21 protein-coding genes are annotated in these 24,829 nt (G+C 63.4%); 12 read left to right on the top strand and 9 right to left on the bottom strand.

Going from position 1 to position 24,829, the window contains the following annotated elements:
* Positions 1-55: 55 nt before the first annotated feature.
* Positions 56-1,462: an AAA family ATPase gene (locus tag ACZ50Q_RS24425; RefSeq protein ID WP_464079802.1), complete on the top strand. Its 1,407-nt coding sequence runs from the start codon at positions 56-58 to the stop codon at positions 1,460-1,462.
* Entirely contained in the window at positions 1,459-2,376 is a 918-nt protein-coding gene (locus ACZ50Q_RS24420) for a hypothetical protein (protein ID WP_464079801.1), read from the top strand. Before ACZ50Q_RS24425 ends, ACZ50Q_RS24420 begins: the two co-directional genes overlap by 4 nt.
* Positions 2,377-2,547: 171 nt before the next feature.
* Here the strand turns inward: ACZ50Q_RS24420 and ACZ50Q_RS24415 are convergent, their stop codons facing one another.
* Complete coding sequence (locus ACZ50Q_RS24415) at positions 2,548-2,847, bottom strand: helix-turn-helix transcriptional regulator (protein ID WP_464082035.1); 300 nt, start codon at positions 2,845-2,847, stop codon at positions 2,548-2,550.
* 510 nt (positions 2,848-3,357) lie between these two features.
* On the opposite strand from ACZ50Q_RS24415, the gene ACZ50Q_RS24410 reads away from it, so the two are divergent.
* Positions 3,358-3,558 (top strand): antitoxin VbhA family protein, encoded by a 201-nt coding sequence (locus tag ACZ50Q_RS24410; RefSeq protein ID WP_464079800.1) that lies wholly within the window; start codon positions 3,358-3,360, stop codon positions 3,556-3,558.
* 219 nt (positions 3,559-3,777) lie between these two features.
* On the top strand, positions 3,778-4,467 hold the full coding sequence (locus tag ACZ50Q_RS24405) for a Fic/DOC family protein (protein ID WP_464079799.1): 690 nt from the start codon (positions 3,778-3,780) through the stop codon (positions 4,465-4,467).
* Between the two features lie 115 nt (positions 4,468-4,582).
* On the opposite strand, the gene ACZ50Q_RS24400 is transcribed toward ACZ50Q_RS24405, so the two are convergent.
* Together ACZ50Q_RS24400 and ACZ50Q_RS24395 are read right to left on the bottom strand one after the other, a co-directional pair.
* Positions 4,583-4,852: a PAAR domain-containing protein gene (locus tag ACZ50Q_RS24400; RefSeq protein ID WP_464079798.1), complete on the bottom strand. Its 270-nt coding sequence runs from the start codon at positions 4,850-4,852 to the stop codon at positions 4,583-4,585.
* Positions 4,853-4,872: 20 nt separating this feature from the next.
* On the bottom strand, positions 4,873-5,127 hold the full coding sequence (locus ACZ50Q_RS24395; RefSeq protein ID WP_464079797.1) for a hypothetical protein: 255 nt from the start codon (positions 5,125-5,127) through the stop codon (positions 4,873-4,875).
* 129 nt (positions 5,128-5,256) lie between these two features.
* Here ACZ50Q_RS24395 and tssA point away from each other — a divergent pair, with 129 nt between their 5' ends.
* Positions 5,257-6,384: a type VI secretion system protein TssA gene (gene tssA, locus ACZ50Q_RS24390; RefSeq protein ID WP_076518905.1), complete on the top strand. Its 1,128-nt coding sequence runs from the start codon at positions 5,257-5,259 to the stop codon at positions 6,382-6,384.
* Positions 6,385-6,508: 124 nt separating this feature from the next.
* Here the strand turns inward: tssA and ACZ50Q_RS24385 are convergent, their stop codons facing one another.
* From ACZ50Q_RS24385 to ACZ50Q_RS24365, 5 genes are all read right to left on the bottom strand, one after another.
* Positions 6,509-7,303, bottom strand: a complete 795-nt coding sequence (locus ACZ50Q_RS24385) for an OmpA family protein (protein ID WP_076518906.1) — start codon at positions 7,301-7,303, stop codon at positions 6,509-6,511.
* Between the two features lie 3 nt (positions 7,304-7,306).
* Positions 7,307-8,290, bottom strand: a complete 984-nt coding sequence (tagF, locus tag ACZ50Q_RS24380) for a type VI secretion system-associated protein TagF (protein ID WP_464079796.1) — start codon at positions 8,288-8,290, stop codon at positions 7,307-7,309.
* Positions 8,287-12,054, bottom strand: a complete 3,768-nt coding sequence (gene tssM, locus ACZ50Q_RS24375) for a type VI secretion system membrane subunit TssM (protein WP_464079795.1) — start codon at positions 12,052-12,054, stop codon at positions 8,287-8,289. Before tssM ends, tagF begins: the two co-directional genes overlap by 4 nt.
* A 66-nt stretch (positions 12,055-12,120) precedes the next feature.
* Complete coding sequence (locus tag ACZ50Q_RS24370; RefSeq protein ID WP_464079794.1) at positions 12,121-13,482, bottom strand: hypothetical protein; 1,362 nt, start codon at positions 13,480-13,482, stop codon at positions 12,121-12,123.
* The gene (locus tag ACZ50Q_RS24365; protein WP_092581293.1) at positions 13,482-14,336 is read right to left on the bottom strand and encodes a M15 family metallopeptidase; all 855 of its coding nucleotides are present in this window, start codon (positions 14,334-14,336) and stop codon (positions 13,482-13,484) included. Before ACZ50Q_RS24365 ends, ACZ50Q_RS24370 begins: the two co-directional genes overlap by 1 nt.
* Before the next feature lie 189 nt (positions 14,337-14,525).
* Between ACZ50Q_RS24365 and ACZ50Q_RS24360 the strand changes: the two genes are divergently transcribed.
* The 7 genes from ACZ50Q_RS24360 to ACZ50Q_RS24330 all read left to right on the top strand — a co-directional run bounded on the left by ACZ50Q_RS24360 (position 14,526) and on the right by ACZ50Q_RS24330 (position 24,247).
* Complete coding sequence (locus ACZ50Q_RS24360; protein WP_464079793.1) at positions 14,526-15,428, top strand: hypothetical protein; 903 nt, start codon at positions 14,526-14,528, stop codon at positions 15,426-15,428.
* Positions 15,429-15,485: 57 nt separating this feature from the next.
* Positions 15,486-18,428, top strand: coding sequence for a type VI secretion system Vgr family protein (locus ACZ50Q_RS24355; protein ID WP_464079792.1), 2,943 nt, complete (start codon positions 15,486-15,488; stop codon positions 18,426-18,428).
* Positions 18,425-19,414: a DUF4123 domain-containing protein gene (locus ACZ50Q_RS24350; protein ID WP_464079791.1), complete on the top strand. Its 990-nt coding sequence runs from the start codon at positions 18,425-18,427 to the stop codon at positions 19,412-19,414. Before ACZ50Q_RS24355 ends, ACZ50Q_RS24350 begins: the two co-directional genes overlap by 4 nt.
* Positions 19,407-20,186 carry a DUF3304 domain-containing protein gene (locus ACZ50Q_RS24345; RefSeq protein WP_464079790.1) on the top strand — a complete coding sequence of 260 codons (780 nt, stop codon included), beginning with the start codon at positions 19,407-19,409 and terminating at the stop codon, positions 20,184-20,186. Before ACZ50Q_RS24350 ends, ACZ50Q_RS24345 begins: the two co-directional genes overlap by 8 nt.
* Positions 20,187-20,282: 96 nt before the next feature.
* A complete protein-coding gene (locus tag ACZ50Q_RS24340; RefSeq protein ID WP_464079789.1) occupies positions 20,283-21,062 on the top strand; it encodes a DUF3304 domain-containing protein in 780 nt (259 codons plus the stop codon).
* Positions 21,055-21,948 carry a DUF3304 domain-containing protein gene (locus ACZ50Q_RS24335; RefSeq protein ID WP_464079788.1) on the top strand — a complete coding sequence of 298 codons (894 nt, stop codon included), beginning with the start codon at positions 21,055-21,057 and terminating at the stop codon, positions 21,946-21,948. Before ACZ50Q_RS24340 ends, ACZ50Q_RS24335 begins: the two co-directional genes overlap by 8 nt.
* The gene (locus tag ACZ50Q_RS24330) at positions 21,941-24,247 is read left to right on the top strand and encodes a DUF2235 domain-containing protein (RefSeq protein WP_464079787.1); all 2,307 of its coding nucleotides are present in this window, start codon (positions 21,941-21,943) and stop codon (positions 24,245-24,247) included. Before ACZ50Q_RS24335 ends, ACZ50Q_RS24330 begins: the two co-directional genes overlap by 8 nt.
* A 69-nt stretch (positions 24,248-24,316) precedes the next feature.
* Here the strand turns inward: ACZ50Q_RS24330 and ACZ50Q_RS24325 are convergent, their stop codons facing one another.
* Positions 24,317-24,820, bottom strand: coding sequence for a hypothetical protein (locus tag ACZ50Q_RS24325; RefSeq protein WP_092581189.1), 504 nt, complete (start codon positions 24,818-24,820; stop codon positions 24,317-24,319).
* Between the last annotated feature and the right edge of the window lie 9 nt (positions 24,821-24,829).

The following is a 24,829-nucleotide window of genomic DNA, read 5'->3' as shown; positions in this document are numbered from 1 at the left end:
TAATGTCTGCTTCCTGCGCTTCGCCCGCAATTCATCCAACAATAGAGAATCGATTATGCAATCTCCGTTTATTTCGAAAGTCCGTGTAGAGGGTATGCACGGCCAGTTCGACATTGAAATAAAACTGGAGGCGGGGCTGAACGTCCTTTACGGGCAAAATGGACGTGGGAAGACTACGCTGCTGCATTTGATTGCGAACGCCTTGGAATTAGATTTTGATCGCTTTAAACACCTACGATTCGACGAGATTACAATCGATGTTTCGAACGGGGCAAATTTGAAGATTCTGCCTGTAAAGGAAGTAGGAGACGTCACAGTATTGCTGGATGACATCGAACTCCAATGGCGCGAGAGCGGAACGGAACTGGTGAGTTCGGATCGTAGTCTTCTGCGGAACGCGTTGGGAAATCGGCCTAACTATCTCCCGGCCTTTAGATCTATTCTGGAACGTGTCAGGAATGATACTTTCTTGCAAGCATTGACCCCGCAGCAGCAACAAGAATTCGACCGAATTCGGGTTGTTGAAGCTCAGATAATAAAGGGCGATGGGGCGTCTCCTAGTCGCTTTGGCGGTCGTACGGACCCCACCGCATTGACTGCGCAAAAGACGCTGCAATGTCGGCAGTGGTTTGGGTCATTCACGCCAATTATTCGCTACCCTTCAATTGGCGAAGTGACGGAAAAAATGGAGACGGAGTTTCGAGAAGCAGAGCTGGACTCCGCTGCGTTTGAACGGCGGATGTTCTCGGATTTTTTCGTCGGTACGATGAGGGCGCTACTATCCAGTAGAGATCTGCCGTCTGAACAAGAGGTCGAAACTCTTTTGCAGCGAATCCGCGCTGCCGTTTACGAAGACGACGACGCTAATTCAGAATTTCATGGGCCTCAAATTATCCATCAATTGGCCCAAGCTGTTGACTCAGTTGCGGCAGAGGCTGCCAGGGCTGGCGCAGCGGAAAAACGTGTGCTTAGGTTGTACGCAGAAATTCTGGAAAAACGCGGCGAAGTGCGACGAAGTTCATTTGAAAAAATAAAGAAATTCGAAACCGCGGTTAATAAGTTCTTGGACGGGAAAACCCTTCACATTGGAGAAGGAGGACGATACGGGCGATCACGCGCGACCTACGTTGAGTCCGAAAACTTACATCGACACTCATTGACATCACTCTCCTCGGGCGAGCGTCAGGTGCTCACGATGCTCTTTTCTGCCAGCCGGCTGAGCGCAACGTCGGGAGCTTTTCTGATCGACGAACCTGAGCTGTCGCTTCATGTTGATTGGCAACGTATTGTTTTATCAGAACTGATGGCTCAAGCGGGGGGGCGCCAAATCATTGCCTGCACCCACTCCCCGGAGGTCGGCGCCGACCATTTGCATTCAGTACAGTTTTTTGAGCCTGTTCCCTCGCGTAGCAGGATCGAGCAAGACGGGAGCTCGGACCCGTTAATGGATGACGCGCTATGACTGCCTACGATTTGAAGTCATATGAGCTCGTTCTCAAGCTCCGTAAAAGAAAGACGATAGTCGTGGAAGGCATCACTGACAAACGTGTGATCTCTCGAATGCTCCTCGAGAAGGAAGAGGCGTCTGGGAAAGCACGTCAATGTGTTGTTGATGAAGTGTCTTTGCTCGCTCGTGAAGGAACTTTTGCAGGCCTAGGGCACCGTCAGCGTGTAATTAACACTGGAATGCACTTCGCTAATGTGGCATCCAATGTGAAATGTCTTGTCGATAGAGAGTGGGATGGTGTGAATTTGCAAAATCTGCAAGATCCACACCCCTTGATGCCTACGCAAGTGTGGGGTGAGGTAACTCATGGACATTCGATTGAGAACTATTGGTTCACCGCGACTGCGGCTTGCAGCTTTTTGAAGATGCAATACGGCGCCGAACTACAAGGGAATTACTTTACTGAGCTCGTCCAACGTTTCGAAGCTATGCTAAGGATCGCGGCTGCATTCTCTCTCGTCGCAAAGAGGCTGAATGTTATAACTACGTGTCAAAAAGGTCTATTGAAGGCAGAGCACGTGGTTTGGTCAAATAATGGCTATGAGCCGACCAATGCGCTCGTTGCGGCAGGTACAGGAAGGGGAATTGCAGCGGACTTGAAGATCGAGACACTGCAAGAACTAAGTCGCGCTGATTTGGCAGCATTATCGGGGCCAAGCATCCAATGGATTTGTCATGGGCATTTGGGCGAGCAAATGCTCAGAGCTTGTGCGGCCAACCTAGCTCTAGAATTTGGCAGTTCAGACATCGCGTCGGCGATTGAGCGAGGATTTCAAGATGCCAAACTTGCCCATGACGCGGATTGGTTGGCAGCCGAACATGCGCCGCTACCTGCTCCGTTAGATCAGCTTGTCGCATGGGCATCCTAGCGGCATATAAATGAAGGCCACAATGCGCAACACGCCGCATGTTTAGATTGGTCGGCCGCGGAGGGCGGTCCCCATCCTAATGGCGTACCGTTGGAATGGGGAAGATATGCTGTCCAATCGAAAGCTGGTCTAGGAAGAGGATGGTGCTGCCGCAGGGGCGCAGCGAGACAGCTAATCGTACTGTGCAAGTTGCCGCCGTCGAATTTGCTCAGCCTTGGTTGGTCGCCCACGTCGCCGTGCAACCTGTGGCGCGGCAGTTCGCTCTGGTGTGGCAAGCGCTACTTGTGGGACATGCTGCGCTTCACGCTGTGATACCAGCGAAGCATGGACCTCCCCTTGCTCATAGCGCAGCAGTCTGCCTTGTTTCACACAAGGAGGGAGCGGCTCCCCGCGAGTGCGCCAGTTGTACAAGGTCTGCACAGACAAGCCCAGGACGGCGGCCAGCTGATCTGAGGTAAGAAGTTTGTCCATCCTTACTTTCGCGAAGGCACTGGCACATGCCAGCAAAAAGTATAGACAGACAAGGGTAGCCATGGCCGCCTATCAGTACCTTCCGGTAGGCCGTACAATCCGCGTCGGCGCCATCGAAATTGACCGCAATTTTTGACGCACTGACCGCAGTAAAGTGCGTTAGGCTGCGGTAAGCTCCGGTAAGCTAAGCTCATGATTTTTTTAGATATTAATGTTGGCCTGTCCCTGGCAAAACACCCCTAAAACGGACTCTTAATCCGTAGGTCGAGTGTTTGAGCCACTAACAGCCCACCAGAATTCTCTAGTAGTATCAATGACAAACGCCACCCGCCTGGGTGGCGTTTGTCATTGCGGGTCAGGATCGACGGTTCCCCGTCGCGGCTTGCGCAGCAATTGACGGCCCCGATCAGGGCAACGCGCATGGACGGCCGGGCGTGCCGAATCGGACGCTTCGCGCCCTGGAACCTTGCCCTCTGGGTTAAAATAGCTTCTCTTAACCAGGGGAACGCCATGTCGACATTTTCGACCCAGTTCGACGCCGACCGTGCGATTCGTAACGCCGTGGCCCATCAGCGCTTCGAAGGAGTCGAGGCCGACCCGCGAACCATCAGCGAATTGCATCGTGTGGCCAAAGGTGAGATCCAATTCGCGGATGTGATTCGACATCTGAAGCAGAGAATCGCCTCGGGCGACTTTCAGAAGCCGGCTTAATCAGCCGGTTTTTTTCTGTCGATCGCTTTCGCTGCCGACGATGGCCAAGTATCCAGTAGACACCTTGGACCCCTATGTGGACCCAGCGACGGGTGTCCTGAAAAATAGGTTGGGAATTTCTGATCCTGAACTGCTGGAGCGGGCTGAAGCAACGTTCGCCGCCGTGCGGTCCTACGAGATGGCTGTTGAGCCGTGCACGGATCATTCGACCTGGCTCACTTGCAGCGCATCCACAAGCGCCTATTTGGCGATGTGTATGACTGGGCTGGTGAGATCCGGACCGTCGATATCTCGAAAGGCAACACGCGCTTCGCAAGCTTCTTGCAGATCACGCCGTACGCGCCGACGATCACCGGCTCCTTGTCCCATGAAAACTTTCTTAAAGGGCTCGACAGCGACGCTTTCAGCGCACGCGCAGGCGAAATCCTGGGCGAGCTGAATGTCCTTCATCCCTTCCGCGAGGGGAACGGGAGATCGCTGCGCGAGTATATAAGCCAGCTTGCACATGGAGCGGGGTACGGGATCGATTGGCAGGCTGTCAACCGCGAGGAAATGATTGAGGCTTCCATTCGTGCTTATCACGGGGACGCTAACGGCCTGATCCGGCTGATACGCGCGAACATTCAGGATCTGGATCAGGAACTTGCCGTGAGCCTGGCGAAGGCCACCGCTGGCGACAAGGTGCAGATCTACTCAGCGATGAATGGGCAGACGTACCAAGGCCCTATCATCGGGACCACGCAACGATATGTGGTACAGGCATCGGGGCCTGCAATGATCCTCCACGCGCGCCAGGCGTTGGAGAATCCTGAGACTTTGGCCCAGAAGGAACCGGTGGAAATTCGATACGCGCTTGGCGGTGTCGGCACCGTGGCGGTCCCTTCGAACACCCGCGAGCGTGACCTATAGCTGCTGCGCGACAGTGCGGCGAATCGCGGACCAGAGCCTGATCACCAATCTCGTTCCGACCTGCCTTTCAAGCGTCCTTTTGAAGGGATAGACCCAGGCACAACCGCACACCCCCTCAACCATATTCCAACTGATAAAAATGCTGGCTAGCGATCAACGTCGCCCCGCACGACGTGCGCATGCCTTCCAGCGCCGTCAAGCGGTCCGAGCTGACGTTCTGCACGCCTTCGACGATGGTGTGGGTGTCGCCGCATTGCGGGCAGGTGACGCGGTCGCCGACGCGGGCCATGGGTTGGCCGAAGATGACGACGGTTTCGTCGCCGGTCACGACGACGCCGCCGTGCGAGGTTCTATCGCCTTTGCGGATGACGGAGCGTTGGGACATGGTGCGCGCGAGAAAGTGATTTACAGATACGAGCCGTCCGGCGCGAGCCGCGCCGGGCCGACCACGAGGGTGCCGTCGGGCGCCATGCGCACGGGGCCGCCGCCGCCTTTGTAGGAGCCGTCCGGCGCGCGTTGCGGGGTTCCGGCCACGTAGGTGCCGTCCGGCGCCCGGGTGATCGGGCCGTCGCCGCCGACGAGTGTGCCGTCGGGTGCGCGGCGCGGGGTGCCGGCAATGAAGCGCCCGTCGGGCAGCATGCGGATCGATTTCGTCGTCATGAAGGCTCCTCGGTAGAGGGCAAATCATAGCGAAGCATCGTGATGCGCTTTGTAATAGGACGTGTCATCTTTGAACCTTATACGTAAACAGTTGTGGGATGATTTGCGCCTACTTACATGCTTGCGCCTATGACCGACATCAACGCCTTGTTGCAACCGATTCCCGGCGACGCGCCTTGCGGCGTCGATCTGGTTTTTTCGCCTGAGTTCGACGCGATACGCGAGGCGCGTCGGCATGATGATCCGCAACTCGACCAGGGCGACTGGGTCATCGACCTGAAAGAGGCCGACTGGCCGGAGGTGACGCGCATCTGCACGACGGTGCTGCGCGATCGCAGCAAAGACATCCGCATTGCGTCCTGGCTGGCGGAAGCCTGGGCCAAGACGCGCGGATTTGCCGGCCTGCGCGATGGGTACCTGCTGATCGATGGGCTTTGCCGCGATTACTGGGAGGGCCTGCATCCGGTGCCGGAAGATGGCGACGTGCAGCAGCGCGTCGGCAATCTGGCGTGGCTGTTGTCGCGGTCGCAGCAGCTCATCGGCGAGATTCCGCTGACCCAGGCCGATGGCGCGCGTTACGGCGCGGTGCTGTGGGAGGCGGCGAGCCAGTTGGCCAATGCCGTCAAACGCACGCCGGACAACGCCCATGAACTGACGCGCGGCAAGCTGACGCTGGACCGCTTCGATGCCGCGCGGCGCGATACGCCGCCGTCGTTCTATTCCGAGCTGGATGTGCAGCTCGACGGTTGCGCGCAGGCGCTCGCGCAATTGGAGCGCACGCTGGACGAGCGGCTGGGCGAAGACAGCCCGGCGTTCTCCCGCGTGCGCGAGTCGCTGCGTACTGTCAGGGAGCTGGTGCATCGGTTCGCGCGCGACGCCGGCCTGCTGGTCCGCGCCGACCAGGCAGCGGCCCCGCCGCCCGCGTCCATCGCGCCCGCGGAGCCTGTCCGAGTGGAGCCCACCTTGTCCGCCACCAATTCTCATCCCGCCGTCGATGCGCCGGCGCACGGCGCTGCACCGGCCGCCGCGCGCGGACCCATCCAGACCCGCGAACAGGCGCTGGCGCAACTGCGCGAAGTGGCCGAATTTTTCCGGCGCACCGAGCCGCACAGTCCGGTCGCGTATCTGGCCGAGAAGGCGGCGAGCTGGGGCGAAATGTCCTTGCACCTGTGGCTGCGCACGGTGGTCAAGAACGACGAAACGCTGTCGGGCCTGGAAGAGCTGCTCGGCATCAAGAAGGCCGGCGAGGGCAGTTGAGGCGGCCTGGCCGCCGCATGACGCGGCGCGCCGGCGCGCAGGGATCGCGGCGCCGGCAGCGCGCACCCCGTGTCATGCGCCGGCATGGCGGGACCGGCCCGGTCCCGCTGCCCGCCACGCAGCCTTACCGCGCGGCGCGGAATTCGATGCGCCGGTTCTTGGCGCGGCCTTCCGGCGTGGCGTTGGTCGCCACCGGTTGGTCTGGGCCCGCGCCCATGGCCTCGAAGCGCGACACCGGCAGTCCCTTGTCCACCAGATAATCCCGCACCGCGTCCGCGCGCGCCTGGCTGAGCGCCAGGTTGGTGCTGCGGCTGCCGGAGCTGTCCGTGTGGCCGATGATCTGGATCTTGTCGGCGCGCAGCTTGGGTACCGCGTCGGCCACCCGGTCCAGCAGCTCGCGGCCGCGCGCCGTCAAGCGGGCGCTGCCGGTCTCGAATTCCACGACCCGATTGCTCAGCAGGTTGTCCAGCACGTCCTGCTCGTCCTTGCTGGCCGACACGCGCAAGCCGTTGACGATCTTGTAGGTGGGATTGAGCGAGGTCGCGAAGGTGCTGGCGATCTGCTGGCGCGAGGCTTCGTTGTCCACCTCGCCGCGCAGGCGGATCTGCGTGCCATCGATTTCAAGCTGGCCGCGGTTGATCTGCTTGAGCGGACTGTCCAGCAGCTTGCCGACGTGTTGCGACCAATTGGGCGGGGCCACGACGCCGCCCACATCGATGCGGTCGATCACGTTGCCCACGCCATACACTTTTTGCAGCCGTTGCAGCACGTCGGCCTTGGTGGCCTCGTCCGGCACCGCGCCGCTGGCGACCACCTGGCCGGGTTGGGGAATGACATTGGCCGGAACCACCGTGGCCGCGTCCTGGGCATAGGCCGACCAGGAGCAGGCGGCGGCCAGGACCAGAGAGAGTGTGCGCATGTCCTAGGCTCCGATAAAGACTTCGCGGAAAGTTTCCAGCGCCTGCCGCAGGGACAGCCGCGGTTGATCCAGATAGCTCGACAGCTTGGCCAGGCCGTGGCTGGCGTTGACGTGGTCACGCACCCAGGGCGCGTCTTCCAGCACGATGTAGTGCTGCGACAGGGTTTGCGGCGTCGACAGCAGCGTCGCCAGCGTCTGGGGCGACGCGCCGCGGAAGCCCACCACCAGCCGGTGCTTGCCCGCGATCCGCCCGATGAAAATGGCGATCTCGAAGTCGGCGCGGGTGAGGAACGGCGCGATGAGCGTCATCCAGTAGGTCGCGACCAGATTGATGTAGAGCGGGTCGTCCGGCAGGGGCAGCGCCAGGCCGGTGTCCAGTTGCGATGAGCCGCTGGACATGACCGGCGCGAGCAGGATGCCCAGCGCCAGCACGATGTCGTGCATGTTGGCGGCGTGGCCGTTGCCGCGCAGCATGGCTTCCACCCGCTCGATCGTCTGCAGGTCGATGAAGGCGTCGAAGCCGTCATCGGCCGCCGTGCGGATTTCGCCTTCCAGGTCATTCAGCGTCTGCAGCACGGCAGCCGGGTCGCCTTCCTGCATCAGGCGCGAGGCGGCCGCATCCATGCGATTCCACATGCGGCTGAAGGCCAGTGGGCTGCGCGCGATGAAGTCCAGCGGGCGCGACACTTCCACGGAGGTCGCGCTGATGAAGGGAAAGCGCCGTCCGGACTGGTCCCGGCTGGGCTGCAGATGGCCGGCGATGGCCAGCTTTCCGCGTGAGCCCAGCACCGCGAACGGCACCGGCTGCGCCTCGTCGTACAGGGCTTTCCAGTGCGGGTCCTGCGCCAGGATCTCCATGGTGTTGGCGACCCAGGCGTCCAGCGTCGCCATCAACTGCGGATGCGAGGTGTTTTTGACGAAGTCGCCACGCGACGGAATCTTGCCGAAGTAGGCCGTACGGAACATGGGGGACTGCGGATGGCTCATTGCTGCGCTCCGGCAGGCGTCGGGGCGACGGAGGGTTGAGAGGACGTGCCCGCGACCGTGGCGGGCAGGCGCAGGTTGCGCAGGCCCTGGCTGCCCGGCTCGGTGCCGCCGGCGCTGGCGGCCTGGGCATTGCTGATGATGCGCAGCCGGACCGGGACGGTGATGTTGGACTTGGTCCAGCTCATCTCGAAGCTGCCGTCCGGGTTGGGCTTGCGCTGGGCGCCGGAAATCAGGCGCTCCAGGCCGAAGCGGCCGGGCTCGTTCACGATTTCGACCACGGTGCCATCGAAGGCGGTGGCCGTGATGCGCGCGCCGGGCGCGCCTTGCGCGTTGGGCCAGACGAAGTTGACCCATTGCGGCGGCGTGTTGCGGTAGCGCAGTTGCTGGCCGTCGATCTCGATGGTGTATTCCGTGATCCCGCCCGCGGGCTTGGGCTGGATCTGGAACAGGGTCTGCGGCTGGCTGGCCGCGCCCGAACCGGCCGCGCCGCCCGACAGCGGCGCGACCCATTGCGCGAAATTGGCGGTGAACGACGGTTGCAGATCGATGCCCATGTCGCCCCACGTGCGGGCCGTGAGGATGTCGCCCCGGCGCACGGTCAGCGGCCCCAGGGTTTCATTGACGTACTTGGCGATGCTGCCCTGCGGGCCGAACATCTGCGCGATCTCCTCGCCGCTGGCTTCCAGGCCCGCCTTGGTCGAGAACGGATACTTCTCCGACAGGTTCTGCATGAAGGCCTGATAGACCTGCGCGTTCCAGACCTTGTTCAGCTCGGCCTGGGCCGGCTGCATGACGACGGCGTAGCCCTGGATCAGCGGGCGCACCAGCAGCGGCCGCAGCGTCTCGCGCTGGGCCGGCGTCAGGCCGGCGAGCATCTGCTCGTCCACCAGCTTGAGCGCGTCGGCCAGTTCCGAATCCTTGCCTTCCAGCGTCTGGCGCATCAGCAGCAACGCGCCCGGGCCGGGATCGCCCTGGTTGTTGATCTGGTTAAAGCGCGTGCGGATCTTGGACAGGGCATTCATGTAATTGCCCAGCAGGGACTGGTTGTCGCGCGTGACGACCAGGCGCGCCACGTCGGAGAACTCGCGGCCCACCGGTCCCATCGGAATCTGCTCGCCGCCGGGCGCGGCTTCGGTCGGCCTGGGTTGGTTCTGGCGCAGGATCACGCGCTTGAACCAGGCCACGACGCCGGTCTGCGCCTGCGCAATGCCGGTGTTGATCAGTGACGGGTTGTCCCAGGAGGTCTGTTCGTACGTGGTGTTGATCAGCTTGACCAGCGGCGAGTTCTGCGGGTCGCCCAGGCGGTTCATGCCTTGCACCGCCTGATCGAAGCTCGTAAAGGGCTTGATGGTGACCCCGCGCAGCATCTTCTGCCACTCCTGCGCGTACTCGGTCTTGTACATCGTCGCCAGGCTCTTCTGGATCTGCTCGGGGCTGCCTTCCAGCGTGAGATCGTCGCGCGCATTCACGCCCAGCACCCAGTCGCTCGTCTGCACTTCGTGGCGCGCGGCTTCGCCGATGGCCGGTTCGATGTACTGCTCCCAGGCCTCGCGCGTGAACGTGCCCGGCACCGCGTAGCTGCCCGCCACGATGGCGGCGTCGGCCTCGCCCATGATGCGCGCGACGGTCATCGCGGGGAAGCGCGTGGCGGCGCGCGCCTTCAGCGTGGCATAGGCGCGTTCGCGCGCCGGCATGCCCTGCATCACGCTGCGCAGGTTGCCGCGCGTGCGTTCCACCATGGCGAGGTTGGTTTCGATCTGCGGCCAGTCCGCATCGGCGGCACGCGCCACGTAGAACGAGATCAGGCGCTCGGCGCTGCGGATCAACTGGTCGCGCGGCATGGCGCCGCGGTTGGTCTCCAGCCATCCGCGCCAGAACCGCGTGATCTGGTCGGACAGGTGCGTGGGGTCCACGTGTTCGCGGTTGGCCATCATCAGGTACGTCTTGAGCGCGTTATAGGCGTCGTCGACGTTGGTGGGCGAGGCGTCCTGGAACAGCGTATCGCCGGCATTGGCGCGCACCGGCTGGGCCTGCGGCGGCGTCGCCGCGCGAGCGGCGCCGGCCGCCGCGGCCTGCGAGACGTCCACGCGGCCCAGATAGTCCTCCAGGCTGGCCTTGACCGGCACCAGCATGAACTGGCGCAGGCCGTTGTAGTACTCGGCCAGCAGGCGCTGCTTGAGCACGTCGCCCTGGTACAGGCCCAGGCCCAGCGACAGCGGCCGGCTCGTCGAATAACGATCCAGCTGCTCGATGCGGTCCTGCAGGATCTCCATGGCTTCCAGGCGGCTTTGCAGGTCGGTGCGTTCGCTTTGCAGGCGCACCACCTTGTCCAGGTCCGCCTGCACATTGCTGGCCAGTTGCCGGTTGCCCAGGTACGACCAGCTCCAGCCGCCCAGCACCAGCCCCAACGCCAGCACCAGGCCGAAGAAGGTCAGGTAGCGCATGCGGACCTTGTTCGGGCTGGCGTGCTGGCGCACCAGTTTCTTGTCGGCGAAGATCACGCTGGAGAACAGGTCGCGCAGGAAGAACCCATTGTGCGAGGTCACGCTGCGCGCCGCTTCGCGCGAGGCGGGACGCAAGGCGAAGCGTTCCGCGAGCTTCTCGGTCGAGGTGCTGCGCGACACGCCTTCCTGCAGCGCGCTGGTGAAGTAAAAGCCCCGGAATACGGGCTTGTACTGGAACGGGTTGGTTTCGAACAGCGTGGACAGAAAGGTGCGCAGCGCCGGCTTGATGCCGGCGAATTCCAGCGGGAAGGTCAAGAGCCCCGGAGGCAGGGCGCCGCTGCGTCGCAGCGAGATCTGCGCCGTGCCCATTTCCTTCAGGCCTTCATAGAGCTCGTCGAAGCGTTCGTCGAACAGCGCGAGCACATCGCGGCTTTCGTCGGCGCCGTACGGCAGCGTCGCGCCCCAGACGCGGTCGCGCTCGCGCGCGTCGGCATCGGCGAAGAACTCGGAAAAGCCCGCGATCAGGTCGGCCTTCGTGAAAATCACATATACCGGCGCGAAGACTTCCAGCCGGTCGGTCAGTTCCTGCACGCGCTGGCGCAGGTTCTTGGCCAGGTTGATGGCGAACTCGGGGCCGGCGTCCGTCAGCTCGCTGATGCTGGCCGCCACGATGATGCCGTTGATCGGCGCCTTCGGGCGATGCCGCTTGAGCAGATCCAGAAAGCTCATCCACTCGTTGCGGTCTTCTTCGTGCACCGAATAGCGGCCGGCCGTGTCCAGCAGAATGCCTTCGGTGGTGAAGAACCAGTCGCAGTTGCGGGTGCCGCCGACGCCGCGCACGGCCGCGCCGTTCTTGTCGGCAAAGGGGAACTGCAGGCCCGAATTGATGACGGCGCTGCTTTTGCCCGCCGCGGGGTTGCCGATGACGATGTACCAAGGCAGCTCGTACAGCGCCTCGTTGCCCGACGTCTGCCCGATCTTGGACGTCTTGATGGTGCGCACGGCCTGCGCCAGACGGGTGCGCAGCGCGTCGATTTCGCTGCGGTTGGCGGCGGGGCTGGCGGCGGCCCCCGCCTGCACCTGCTGTTCCAGCATGTCGCCCAGTTTCTGGTTGGCGCGCCGCGTGCGGCGCCGCCGCCAGAGGTAGACGCAGAGCCACAGGAGCAGCAGCACGCCCAGCACCGCGCCCGCCCAGGACAGGCTGATCTGCAGGGTGTCTGCGAACAGGAAAAGGAAAACGGCCAGCGCGATCAGGCCGATGAGCATGAAGGTGCGCGGGTTGGCGAACGCGCGCCCGGTCCAGTAGCGCGCGTCGCTCATGGCGCTGGAAAATCGAGAAAGCAATCCTGATGGGCTACGCATGGTTTTCGCTGTTTTTTTTAGGGGTCAGGCGGTGGCGCTGGCGGCTGGCCGGGAGACCAGCGCGGCAGCGCGCAATGCGGGGTCTTGCAGGGTAAGGGCCAGCACCGGCTGGTCGAACTGCAGGCAGGTTTCGCCGGCCACGGCCAGCGTCAGCAGCGATGCCGCGACGCCGGTGTGGCCACAGGCCACGCCGACGGCCTGGCAGTCTTTGCCGGCATCCAGGTGGGGAAACAATTGCGAGGCCACGCCCAGCGGTTCCAGGGGGCGGCTGCCGCGGTGATCGGCGTCGCTGACGAGGTGCACGACGCTGTCGGGCGAGACGTCGGCGGCGTTGAGCAGATCGCGCGCCAGGTCCGCCAGCGGCGCTTCAGCCTGGGCGCCGCGCGCGTCGGCGGACTTCTGCCGCTGCAACACGGGCGACAGCGTGACCCGCAGGTCCGCGTCGGCATCGGGCGGCGCCAGCAGCAGGCCGGCGGCCGCTTCGCCCGGAACGCGGCCCTGCGGATTGGCGTGCGTCAACAGGATGGACAAGCCATCCCACTGGGCGACCTGTGCCGCGTCGATGTAGCCGTCGCCAGCCAGCACGATGCCCCATTGCGGTTCGGCGTGGGCGTCGCGCGGCTCGCCGGCGAGCTGACGCAGCAGATGGTCGGCGGCCATGGCGTCTTGGGCCGGATGTTCGGCGGTGCTGATGCGGGCATCGGGCCAGGCGCCGGCGGCCGCGCGCACGGCCGCGAGCGCGCGCAGGCGCGCGGCTTCGGGCCAGTGCGCCGGCATCAGCACGTCCAGGCGCAGCAGCGGCCAGTCTTCTTCGCGCGCGGGCACGTCCAGTTCGGTCACGCGCGCATGCGCATCGCGAGTCAAGGCGCTTGCGATCTCGGTCAGCAAGGCGGTGACGCGCAAGGGGGCCGTGGCCAAGGCGTCCGGCGGCGCGCCCAGATCGCGCGCGGCCGCGTACAGCTCCATGTCGTCCATGCCGGGCACGCGCGCGGCGAAGATCGGAAAGCCCTGCGGCGTCTTGAGTTCGGGGTCCAGCTCGGGACGCTTGTGTTCGGCCAGCGCCTCGACGATGGCCGGGGCGTCGGCGCCCGCGGCGGCGCGCGCGGCGACCGCCACGAGCCGCAGCTCGGCCGGGCGGGCCGGCACGTCGGCCGGCACATCTGTTCCGGCCTGGACGGGCGCAGCCTTGGGGGCGCGGGCGGCCCGCACGAGACGCGCGCCCACCAGGAACGCAAGCAGGATCGCCAGCGGCAACGCAAACAGATACAGGCCGATGTCCACGCCGGTGGGCAGGGTGCGCGACTCCTGCCACCAGATGATGACGGCCAGCCATGCGACGGCGAACAGGGCCAGGACGAGCAGCCCCTTTTTCAACGCGCGAGCCATTATTTCGCGGCCTCCCGCGCCCGTTGCATGACGCCAGGCCGGCGCAACTCCACGTGGCCGAAGTCCATCATCTTCCAGCGGCCGCCCCAGGTCAGGCCGACAAGCTCCGCCGTCTCGCCGAACAGCTCATAGCCGCGCATCGCCCAGGGGTCTTTTTCGGAAATCACGATCTTGCCGTCGCGATAGAACGCGCTGTCCGCGGCCAGGCCAAACTGGTGATAGCTCTGGAACGCGCCGGCGTTGGTCACGTGCGAGCCCATGCCGGCCAGCTCTTCCTGCCGCTCGGGACTGCGATAGCCCTCGATCAGCGCCATTTCATAGCCATGCTGCTCGCGCATGATGCGATAGGCCAGCAGCAGCCGCTGACGGAAGTCGGCATCCAGCAGATCCCAGTTCCGGCTCGCGCCACCCAGCTTGGGACGCACCAGTTCCACTTCGCGCGTGGTGAACGCTTCGGGGGGCAGGGCGGGGGGGGGAGCCAGTCGCTCGCCTTCCAGCAAGGCCTGGATCCGGGGGTCTGGACCGGTCATCGAGGTGCTGTAAACGAATGTGTGATTGTGTCGCATGACGAAAGCGAAAAGTGACGGAACGGACACAACTGTCAGCCCGATCGCCACCTGCCACCGGTACCTTGAAACCCAGTCCATCCACGCACCGACCCCTTTGCCGATGGCGCCCGCGGTGCCGCCCACGGCGCCTCCGGCATGGCTTGCGCCACGCGTTGCGCCCCGCGCCACGCCCGTTACGCACGCGCGCAATCCCCGCACGGCGCCTTGTCGCAGAGCCGGGAAAAACAGGAGCGCGGAGACGCCCACCGCCAGTAAAAAATACAGGGGCAGTAGCAACAGCAAGATGTGTCCCTCATGTGAAGGCGTAATCTTTTGTTCTATTCGCCCATGAGGCAAGTGCTCGGGCGTTGCAAACAGCGTCGGAGCCTTAGGAATCGTAACAAGAATCGATGATTGAAAGACCCCTATCGGGTATTCTCGGCGGGCTTGGTTACAGGGGGGCTGCACACGCCTCCTGCTGACACGGGAATCCGCATGGCAGAAGAGAAAAAAGACGCTCGCCCCACGATGACCGCGCCGAGTCTGCTCGGCGCATCACGCGCCGCGCGTGGCGATGCCGACTCGACGCGAATCCTGGCCGCACTGGAAGGACGTGCGCCGCAAATCGAGGTCAACCCCCTGACGACAACGCGCGGCTCGCGCGCCCGCCGCTGGATGGCGCTGGCGGTGGTGCTGGCGCTGCTGGCGGGCGGCATCGTCTGGACGATTCATGAAGAAGGCGCCGCGCCGATGGTGGCGCAGGCCCCTGCCGCCGCGCCCGGGTCCGTGCCTGGGTCCGTGCCCGGGTCCACTCCCGCGCCTTCCGCGCAGCAGGCATCGCATTCCCCGTCGTCCGCGGCCACCGCCAACAATCCGCTCGCCGCCTTGGAAAAGCCGGCCGAAGTGGCCTCCATCATCGATGAAGCGCCGCCCGCGCGCGATGCGAACCTGGGACGCGGCGAACCCGATCCGCAAGGCGAGCCCACCAACCCTCTGTCCGTGCTGGCGATGACGCCGTCACCGGCCGCCGCAGCGCCCGCGCCCGGTCCCACGCGCCAGGCCGCGGCGCAACTCGCGCAGCAGGGCAATGGGCCGCGCGCGGCCAAGCCCGCCGCGCCAGTGCCGGGCAAGAACACCCGGCCCGCCGACAAGGATGCCGCGCTCTTGTCGGCGCTCATGAGCTACGGTCTGCCGCCGGCATCGCCGCCGGGCACGCGCGTCTATAAGACGGAAGGCGTCTTCATGCGCGAAATGCCGGGCTCGCCGTTGTCCGAGCGGCTGAAGGAATGCCGCAGGCTGAGCTTCATCGAGAGCGAGCAGTGCCGCCTGCGCGTGTGCGCGGGCCAATGGGGCACGGCAGTGGAATGCCCCACGCCGCAAGCCACGATCGAACCCTGAATTTCTTCCGGCCGGAATCGGCTGGTATTGCCCACGTCCCCACGAGGTTTTTGTTCCATGGCTGTCAACGCAAGCAGCGGCGGTTTCAGCGCCCAGTCCCGTCTTTACCGGCTCGATGGCGAGGGCGCGCTGTCGTCCCTGCAGGTCGAAGGCTGGGTCGCGCGCGAAGGCCTGTCCATGCTGGGCGAGATGCGCGTGGTCGCGCTGGCCGAAGACGCCGCGCTGGACCTGGACGACATGGTGACGCGGCCCGCCACCCTGTGGACCACGCGCGCCGATGGCACTGAGGCCGGCCGCAGCGGCGTGGTGCGTGCGGCCGAATTGCTGGGCAGCAATGGGGGCATGGCGCGCTATCGCCTGACCGTGGCGCCCTGGCTGTGGCTGGCCACGCAGCGGCGCGACAGCCGTATCTATGAGAACCAGTCCGTCCTGGACATCGTGCGCCACGTGCTGGACGGCTACGAAGGCTACACCTACAAGCTGTCCGCCGACGTCGAGAACCACCTGGCCGACCTGCCGGCGCGCCCGTACACCACGCAGTATCGCGAAACCGATTACGCCTTTCTTTCGCGCCTCCTGGCGGAAGCCGGATTGGGTTGGACCACCGTCGAAGACGACAGCGCGCCCGCGCGCCACGCCGTGCTGATCTTTGCCGATAGCCGCGGCCTGGCCGAAGACGCCGAGTCCGCGGGCGCGGGCGTGCGTTTCCAACGCGCCCATGCCACCGAATCGCGCGATGGCGTGCAGGCCATCGCGCGCCGGATGCGCCGGAGCGTGGAAAGCGTGACGGTGCTGGCCTGGCATGACAGCGGCAAGCACGCCATTGCCGGCCAGGCGTTGGGCGGCGCCGCCAGCGGCGCCGACGACGAGAGCGCGGGGCTGGAATGGTTTGAGCCGCTGGGGCACGGCGGACTGCTGAACCAGACGCATGCCCAGTTTCAGGCGACTTTGCTGATGCAGGCGGTGCAGGCCAGCGCCGAGACCTTCGTCGGGCGCGGCAATGTGCGCACCTTCCGGTCGGGCGCGCGCTTCACGCTGCAAGACATGTCGCCGCTGGGGCCCGCGGGGGAATCCGGCTTCGAGCCCGTCTTCGCGCTCGACCGCGTGGAACATGTGGGCGTCAACAACCTGCCCGGACAAAACGACGCCAGCCTGGCGGACAGGCTGGGCGCGTTGGACGACTTTCTTTGCTTTGAAGATGAGGACGATGCGGGCCAGGGGCAAACGTCGGACGATGACCCGGACTACGATCAGGACCGAAGTCAGGACAGCAGTCAGGACATAAGCCAGGACCAGGACGACGCCGCGATCGGCGTGCGGCGTCCAGAGGCGGCCGTGATGGCGCGCGCGCACGACGTCGGCTATGCCAACCGGTTCCGAGCGGTGCGCTGCGACCGGCCGTGGCGCCCCTTGCCCCGGGCGGCGCGCGGCGCCCGGCTGGCGGGCGCGCCCTCCGCCGTCGGTGTCCACACGGCCATCGTCACCAACGCCGAAGGCGCCACCGAGGCCAGCGGGGAAGACGAGATCCACCGCAACGCGCGCGGCGACGTGCGCGTGCGCTTCCATTGGCAATCCGATGGCGAGGGCCTGGCGAAAAGCCGCTGGGCGCGCGTGGCGCAGCGCCAGGCGGGCGCGGGCATGGGGATGAGCTTCGTGCCGCGCATCGGCCAGGAAGTGCTGGTGCGATTCCTGGATGAAGACATCGACCAACCCCTGGTCGTGGGCGCGCTCTACAACGGGCGCGGCGAAGGCGGCATTCCGTCCACGCCCGGCGGCAAGGCGGGCGAGCCGATGAACACCGAGGTCTACGCGGCGGCCGCCGATGGCAAACCCAGCGCGCAGGCCAACCTGGCCAGCGGCAACGCGCCCGCATGGCATGGCGCGGCAAGCGGCGACGATCAGCATCGCAACGCGGCCGCCTTGAGCGGCTTCAAAAGCAAGGAATTCGGCGGCGACGGCTACAACCAGATCGTGTTCGACGACAGCGACGGTCAACTGCGCATGCAGATCAAGTCCTCGCAGGCGGCCAGCGAATTGAACCTGGGCCACCTGATCCACCAGAGCGGCAACTATCGCGGCAATGTGCGCGGCGTGGGCGCGGAACTGCGCACTGACGCGTTCGGCGCGGTGCGTGGCGGGAGCGGCGTGCTGCTCACCACCTATTCCGCGGGCGGCAGCGAGCCGGCAGGCGACGCCGCGGCGCCGCTGGCGCTGGCCGGGCAGGCCGACATCATGGCCCAGTCGTTCGATGGCGTGATCGGCGCGCACCAGGGCGTGCGGCTGGCCTCGGCGCGCGGCACGGCCTCGGCGGGCGCGAGCCGGCTGGATGGCGAACGTGCGCCGCTGGCCGCCATGGCGCACGCGGTGTCGGGAACAGTGGCGGGTGAGGCAGTGAGCGGCGCCGCGGGCGACGCGTCGGCCAAGCACACCGAAGTGGTCAACGGCAAGGTGCCGCACCTGACCGATCCGCTGGTGTTGATGGCGGGCCGCGCGGGGCTGACGCAGGCGGCGGGGCGCAACGTCCAGGTCGCGGCCGGCGAACTGGTGCATTGGTCGTCGGGCCAGGACCACAACCTGGCCGTCATCGGCTCGCTGCGCGTGCATACCGGGCAGGCGCTGGGCATCGTGGCCGGCGTGCAGAAGGGCGGCGCGGAATCCGGGCTGGATCTCATCGCGGGCACCGGAGAGGTCGACGTCATCTCGCAACACGACACGCTGACGGTGCAGGCGCAGCAGGACCTGCGCATGGTCAGCGCCAACGCCGGCATCGAATACGCCTCGCCCCAGCGCATCCGCATCGCCAACGCGGCGGGCGCCAGCATCGTGATCGAAGGCGGCAACATCACCGTGACGGCGCCGGGCCGCATCGACGTCAAGACCGGCAACAAGCAATTTGCCGGGCCGACGCAGATGCCGTATCCGTTCCCGCAATTCACCGTCTGCAAGACCTGCATCCTGGACGCCCAGGAGAGCGTGCAGTCCATTACCGACAAGGCATGACGGCGATGGAATATTCCTGGCAGGACGCGCTGCGGTCCACCTTCGACGAACTGCCCCATCACCGCGGCCCCTACGGCGAGGCTGCGCGCGCTTATGCGATCGTCGATTTCCGCGGGCATCCCGATCTGCTGGCGCGGCTGCGCACCACGCAAGACCTGAGCTTTGGCTCGATCTGGGCGCAGACGGGCCTGGACATCTATGGCGATGTGGCGCCCTTGCTGATCGAGATCGACGGCGCCTCGCAGGGCGTGTTGCGCGGGCCGCGCTACGAAGACTTCAACACCGTGCTGGTGCGCGTGCTGGAGGCGCTGCACGAACGCCCGGGCGGCCGCTACGCGATGATGAGTTTCGCGTCGGCCGTGCCGCTGGAAAAGCTGATTGCGCACTTCGGCCCCTTCTGCGACTACGCCTTGCCGGACGCCAGCGAGTTCTTCCTGCATTGGTACGACAGCCGCATCCTGGCGCGGGCCTTGCAGGTGTGGACGCCCGAGCAGCGTGCGCGCTTCGCGGCGCCCGTCATCACGTTGCGCTATGCGCAGCGCGATGGCGCGCTGGCCGAGCTGGCCGGCGAGGGCCGGCTCCCGGCCGCGCGTGCGGCCGGGATCGAACGCTTCACGCCCGAACAGCATCAGATGCTGTTCGATCTGGACTACCCCGACAAGCTGGCGGTGCAGCTGCGCCGCCTTTATGCAGGCCTGTTGCCTGGCAATCCCGATCAGGATGCGCTGGTGCCGCGCGTGCAGGCGCAGCTGGAACGTGCGCGTGCGCACGGTGTGGCGGGCGACAAGGACACGTTCGACTACGTGGCCTGGGGCGTGTCGATCTCGCCGCGCTTTGATGAACACGCCTTGATCCGCGAGGGACTGCGCGCCTATCGGCCGGGTGCCGAGGGCGGGCTGGCGCGGGCGTTGGAAGGCGTGCCGGATGCGGTGTGGGATGAGGTTCAGTCGCTGCATCGGGCTGGACGGGATGGCCGCGATGCGTAAGGCATTGGTCGGCGTATTGCTTTGCCTGGGCCTGGTGGCCGGCTGCAATGGCGAACCTACGTATCAAGGCGTGAGCTTGATTGTGTACAACTACACGCCGTGGAATTTGGAATCCGTACAACTTCGTGATGCACACGGAGGCGTGGCGGGCTCCATGGCAATTCGGGCGGGCGGTGGAGAGGGGAGAGTCGCTTGTTGCTACGCCTTCAGGGGAACGGACTTTACCGTGACGTGGAGCGGCGGCGACGCGGTGCTGATGCGCAAGCATATGTTCGACGGCAAGTACGCAGACGTGCTGTTCCAAAAAGAATCGGCGCTGCACTTTCCTGCCACGGAGGTGCCCGAAGGGGAAGGCACTCCGATCCTGGAATTGCACATCTATCCCGACGATCACATGGAGCTTGCTCTGAGCCGCAAACTACTAGGCCAGGTCAGAATCCCAATCGTCGATACCGTGAGGTGGTTGTATGGAAACCACCGGGACGAACTGGTCGGGTACAAGAGTATCCATGAGTTGGCGGACGTGCTTCCCAAAGTCGTTAAGCAGGCATGGACGAATTACAGGATCGAAGAATCCGGCGATATGCGGGCGTATATGTATCTCTACTTCACCGTGGCTTCGGATTTCTACAAAGACGCGGAGATCGCCGGGATTTTGAAAGATCCGAATCGAAATCCGGGTGACTTTGGTAAGGCTGTCGGTGCGCTGCCGGAAGAGAAACTGGCGCAGTTGAAAGCGTCTGGCACGCCTCCTGGAGATAAAGATTTGTGACAGCCATACCGATCATCACGCTGCTGGGATGCGTAAAGAGCTGGTCGTAGATATTACGGCAGCCATTGGGCGCCCTTTGATAATCTGGAGTGATCGATGCGTAAAGGACTTATCGGAATTCTGATGTGGCTTGGCCTGTTAACGGGCTGCCACGCCGAGCCCACTTATCAAGGGGTCAGCGTAGTTACCTACAACTACACGCCTTGGGATCTTGAGCTGGTGCAGATTGTCGACGCTTCGGGCGGGGTGGCGGCAACGGGTATGGTCCCATCAGGCGGTGGAGAGGGAAGTGTTTCCTGCTGCTACACCTTGAAGGGCACGGAGTTCGTCGTAAAGTGGAAAGGCGGCGACGCCGACCTCATGCGCAAACATATGTACGACGGAAAGTTTGACGAGGTGATGTTCAACAAGGAAGCCAAGGTGCACTTTCCCGCCACTGACGTCCCCAAGGGAGACGGACCGGTGATCCTGGAACTGCACATCTATCCCGACGAACACATGGAACTGGCATTGAGCAGAGATCTGTTCGGGCGGGTGAGGATCCCCATCGTCGATACGACACGCTGGTTGTACAAAAACCATCGCGATGCGCTGGGCGATTACCGCAACATCCACGAAGTCGGCAACGTGTTGGCCAAGATCGCCAAGCAGGCATGGACACGCTATCGCATCGAGAACGCCGAGGACATGCGCGGCTACATGTATTTGTATTTCGTTGTCGCCTCGGATTTCGACACGGACCCGGATATCACGGCGTTGTTGAAGGATCCGAACAGAAAGCCCGGCGATTTTGGCCGGGCGGTGTTCAAGTTGTCCAAGGACAGGCTCGCGCAGATCAAGGCTGCGGGAACGGCGCCGGGAGACAAGAATGTTTGACACCGCGTTGCCGCGCATCGTGGCGCATTGTTTGCGCACTTCGCTGGAAGGCAGGGCAACGCGCGGCCAAGCCATTTCTTGGGGGCGAGCAATACGGGAGCTATGGATGCGTAAAGGACTGATCGGAATCTTGATGTGGGTTGGTTTGGTGACGGGCTGCAACGCGGACTCCACTTATCAGGGAGTCAGCCTAATCACCTATAACTACACTCCTTGGGATTTGACATCCGTCAAAATTGCCGACGCGTTTGGCGGCGTGGCTGGTAGCGGCATGATTCGCTCAGGCGGAGGAGAGGGCAGTGTCTCGTGTTGCTATACGTTAAAAGGCACTGACTTCACCGTTGAGTGGAAGGGAGGTGATGCGGATTTGATGCGTAAACACATGTTCGATGGAAAATTCGAGGATGTGATTTTCACCAAAGAGACAAAGGTGCATATGCCACCCCAGGCGTCTCCTCCTGGAGATGGACCCGTTATTTTGGAATTGCACATCTACCCTGACGAGCATATGGAATTGGCGTTGAGCCGAAAGCTTCTGGGGCAAGTCAGAATTCCGATCCCTGATACCACAAGGTGGCTTTACGAACACCACCGAGAGGAATTGGCGAACTACGAAGACATACACGAATTGCGTTATGTCCTCGCCAAGATCGCGAAGCAGGCGTGGGTTCGCTATCGCATTGAAGACGCCCAGGACATGAGAGCGTATATGTATCTCTACTTCACAGTTGCTTCCAATTTTGATGTGGATGCCGAAATTGCAGCCATCTTGAAAGATCCGAAGCGGAAGCCCGGTGATTTCGGCCGGGCCATTACGGCGCTTAGTAAGGAAAAAATTGCACAAATGAAGGCGGGTGGAACTCCTCCTGGAGATAAGAATGTCTAAGTTTCAGTTGCCCGAGCAGGACCGTACTCCTGCATCCGTATTGAAAGCGATCGCGCAAAACGAGGCTGCTTATCCCAAGGATTCGTGCACCGAATGCGGCCTGACGCTGCGGATGGGATTTTTCTTCGATGGATTCGGGCGTAACAAAGACTTGGATGAGGCTGATCCATCGTTCTTGTCGAATGTGAGCAGGTTATGGATGGCGCATTTCGCTGAGGAAGACAGCGAACGTCCGAAGAAGCAACACTGGTTGCGTTTCTACTATTCCGGCATTGGAGTCGAACTCAACCAAGGCGCCAAGGTTGATGAGTTTGTCAATGCGATGGCGATTGCCGGCGGAAAACTCGCTGACAAGGCTGTTTCCAGCGTGAAAGGCGCGGCCCAGAACATTACTCGAGTTGATGAGGTGCCCGATGTCGATGGCATGGGGCGGGCTCGCAGGGCGGTGCAGGAGTCCATCAAGAACGGTTCTTATCAACCTATGGTCAAGGCGTACAAGGACGTCGTCAATGACGTCAGAACGCTACCTGAAAAGGCCGTTCGGATATGGAATGCGTTGGATGTTGATCGTATCGGGGACCGTGCGAAGGCTACCGTTCGAGGCGCCTGGGCGGGGTTCAAAAAGAACCCGTTGAAGGTGGCGTGGACCACCGCCAAAGAGGCCACCAAGGCCACCATGATGGAAGGCACCCCGATCATACGTGACAACGCGGGCGTTGCATTTCTGATGGGAACTGGGGTGGACACACGTCTGGATGCGGCGAAACGCCAGTTCAAGGTGGCCTACGAAGCTGCGAACGCGGGTACGGAAAAGGTCGTGCGTATAGAGATATCGGTTTTCGGTGCAGATCGAGGCGGAATTCTCGCAAAGCAGTTCATCAACGATATCGTTAAAAAGTACAAGCGCCGCCATGATCAGGACCTAGTCATCATCGGCAAGGATGGGGCACCCGATGCCGAGATACGCATACGGTTTTTGGGTCTGTTTGATTCCGTTGCGTCGATCATGGACGAGAATTCGTTCCTAAGCTTCTTTCCGATTGCCGACCTTATAAAACAGACGCACAAGGACCGCACGTTGACCGTTCCTGCTGCGGTCGAGATGGCCGTGCATTTTGCCGCGGCTCATGAGTTACGGCGCAATCAGCGCATGGACTCATTAGAAAAGACGCGCGGTTTGCAGTATCTGTATCCTGGATCGAGTGGCGACGTGACCGGAGTGGCCCCTCTTGGATCGCTCGGAACTCGGGCTTCTTTGTCTCGCGTTCCGCTTCGGGAGATGATGAACCTAGCAATTTCACGCGGAGCCGCAATTCACAGCATGGAGTATTTGGCCAAGACGCTGCCCGCCGCATACAACGCGCTGACCCTCGCCAACCCCATCGAAGACGAAGGCGAGAAACACTATGTCCAGGAACTGGTCGCCGCCTATCGCGAACTCGTCAAATACGAACCCGGCTGCGATTTCGTGCCGCACATGGAAGTCTTCCTGCGCTGGCTCGCCGTGCGTTATCAGGACCCCGTGTTTCGCGCCGGGATGTCGGACCCTGCCGAGCAATGGATCAAGGACCGGGATTTCTTCACCCCGGAGCAGGAGCTCAGGGAAGAACACCGCCGCCTGTCCATGCTGTCGTCCGAGGAACTCGCCAAGCCCGAGACCACGGCGCGCGCGCGCGAGCTGGAAGCGCTGGTGAATGAACGCCGGGAGCGCGCCAATGCCAGCCGGGGCGAAGCGCCGCCGCAGCGCTTTCTGCCGTTGTGGGAACGCCTGGAAGCGGAGTACGAGAGCCTTGAAAAGGCCGAGCGCCAGGATGCGGCGACGGAGCAGCGGCGGCAGGAATGGGAGCGCGACATGCCGGACCGGCTTCGCACTCTCGAAATGTGGGATCGGGACACGATCGTCAACGAAAACATGCGCCATGGCAGAAAGCCGGGCGATCCGGACTATGTGGATAAGCTCCCCGATCCGCTTGCCGACATGAAGGCTGAACGCGCCGTGCAGAAGCGCCTGCTGAACGCCTGGCGCGATGCGCGCGATGGCAAGACGCAATTGCCGCCCAAGGTCATGACGCTGTTCGACTGGCTGGTGCATGACGCCATGCTGAGCAGCTGGCCTGACCATCTGCTGGCCAGCACCTCGATGTATTTCCGCGTGCGCGACAAGGATGTGTTCGCCAAGACCGACACGAAGGCGGAGATGGAACAGCGCGCCAAGGACATGCGTAACGCCGAGCGGGTGGACGCGCTGGCCGCGCGCAACGAGCAGAACCTGCGGCAGATGACGCCCGTGCGGCCCTGAGCGGCGGCGTGGCGGTGATGGCATGACGGCCCTGCGGAGCAGGGCCGTCTTTTTTTGTTTGAACGTCCTTTACTTCTGGCCGTCTTCGACCTCGATGGTCACGGTGTTCGATTTCACGTCCTCGGCCTCGATATAGACTTCATACGTCGCCGGCGTGGCGGGCAGGTGCAGCACGCCGGCCATGTCCGTGGTGAAGCGCGTTTCGACCGTCATGCCGGGCGGCAGGGGGATCTTCGGGGGCGTCGGGCCGCCCTCCCTGGGGTCGACCGACACATTGGGCAGCGTGGGACGCACGTAGTTGAACGCGATGCCGCGATACACCTTGCCGGTGCGCGTATCCACCGCCACGAAACGCGGCAGTTGCGGGTTGTCGACCACGGGCAGGATGCCGCGCGCGCAGATGGGAATGGTGAGCGTGTTGCCGTCGCGGATCTTCACGCGCGAGGGCGCGGCGATGCGCATCTGCGCGTCATAGCCTTGCAGCGGCGGCATGCAGGCGTGCTCTTTCTGCGAGTGCGAGGGCACCGAGGCGAAGGTGGCGGGCTCGATCCAGTCGGTAGTCATGATGGGCATGTCGAAATC

This window comes from Achromobacter sp. T5-5 (assembly GCF_055397965.1).
Note: the sequence above shows the minus strand (reverse complement) of the source record. Positions and strands in the feature narration are given on the sequence as shown.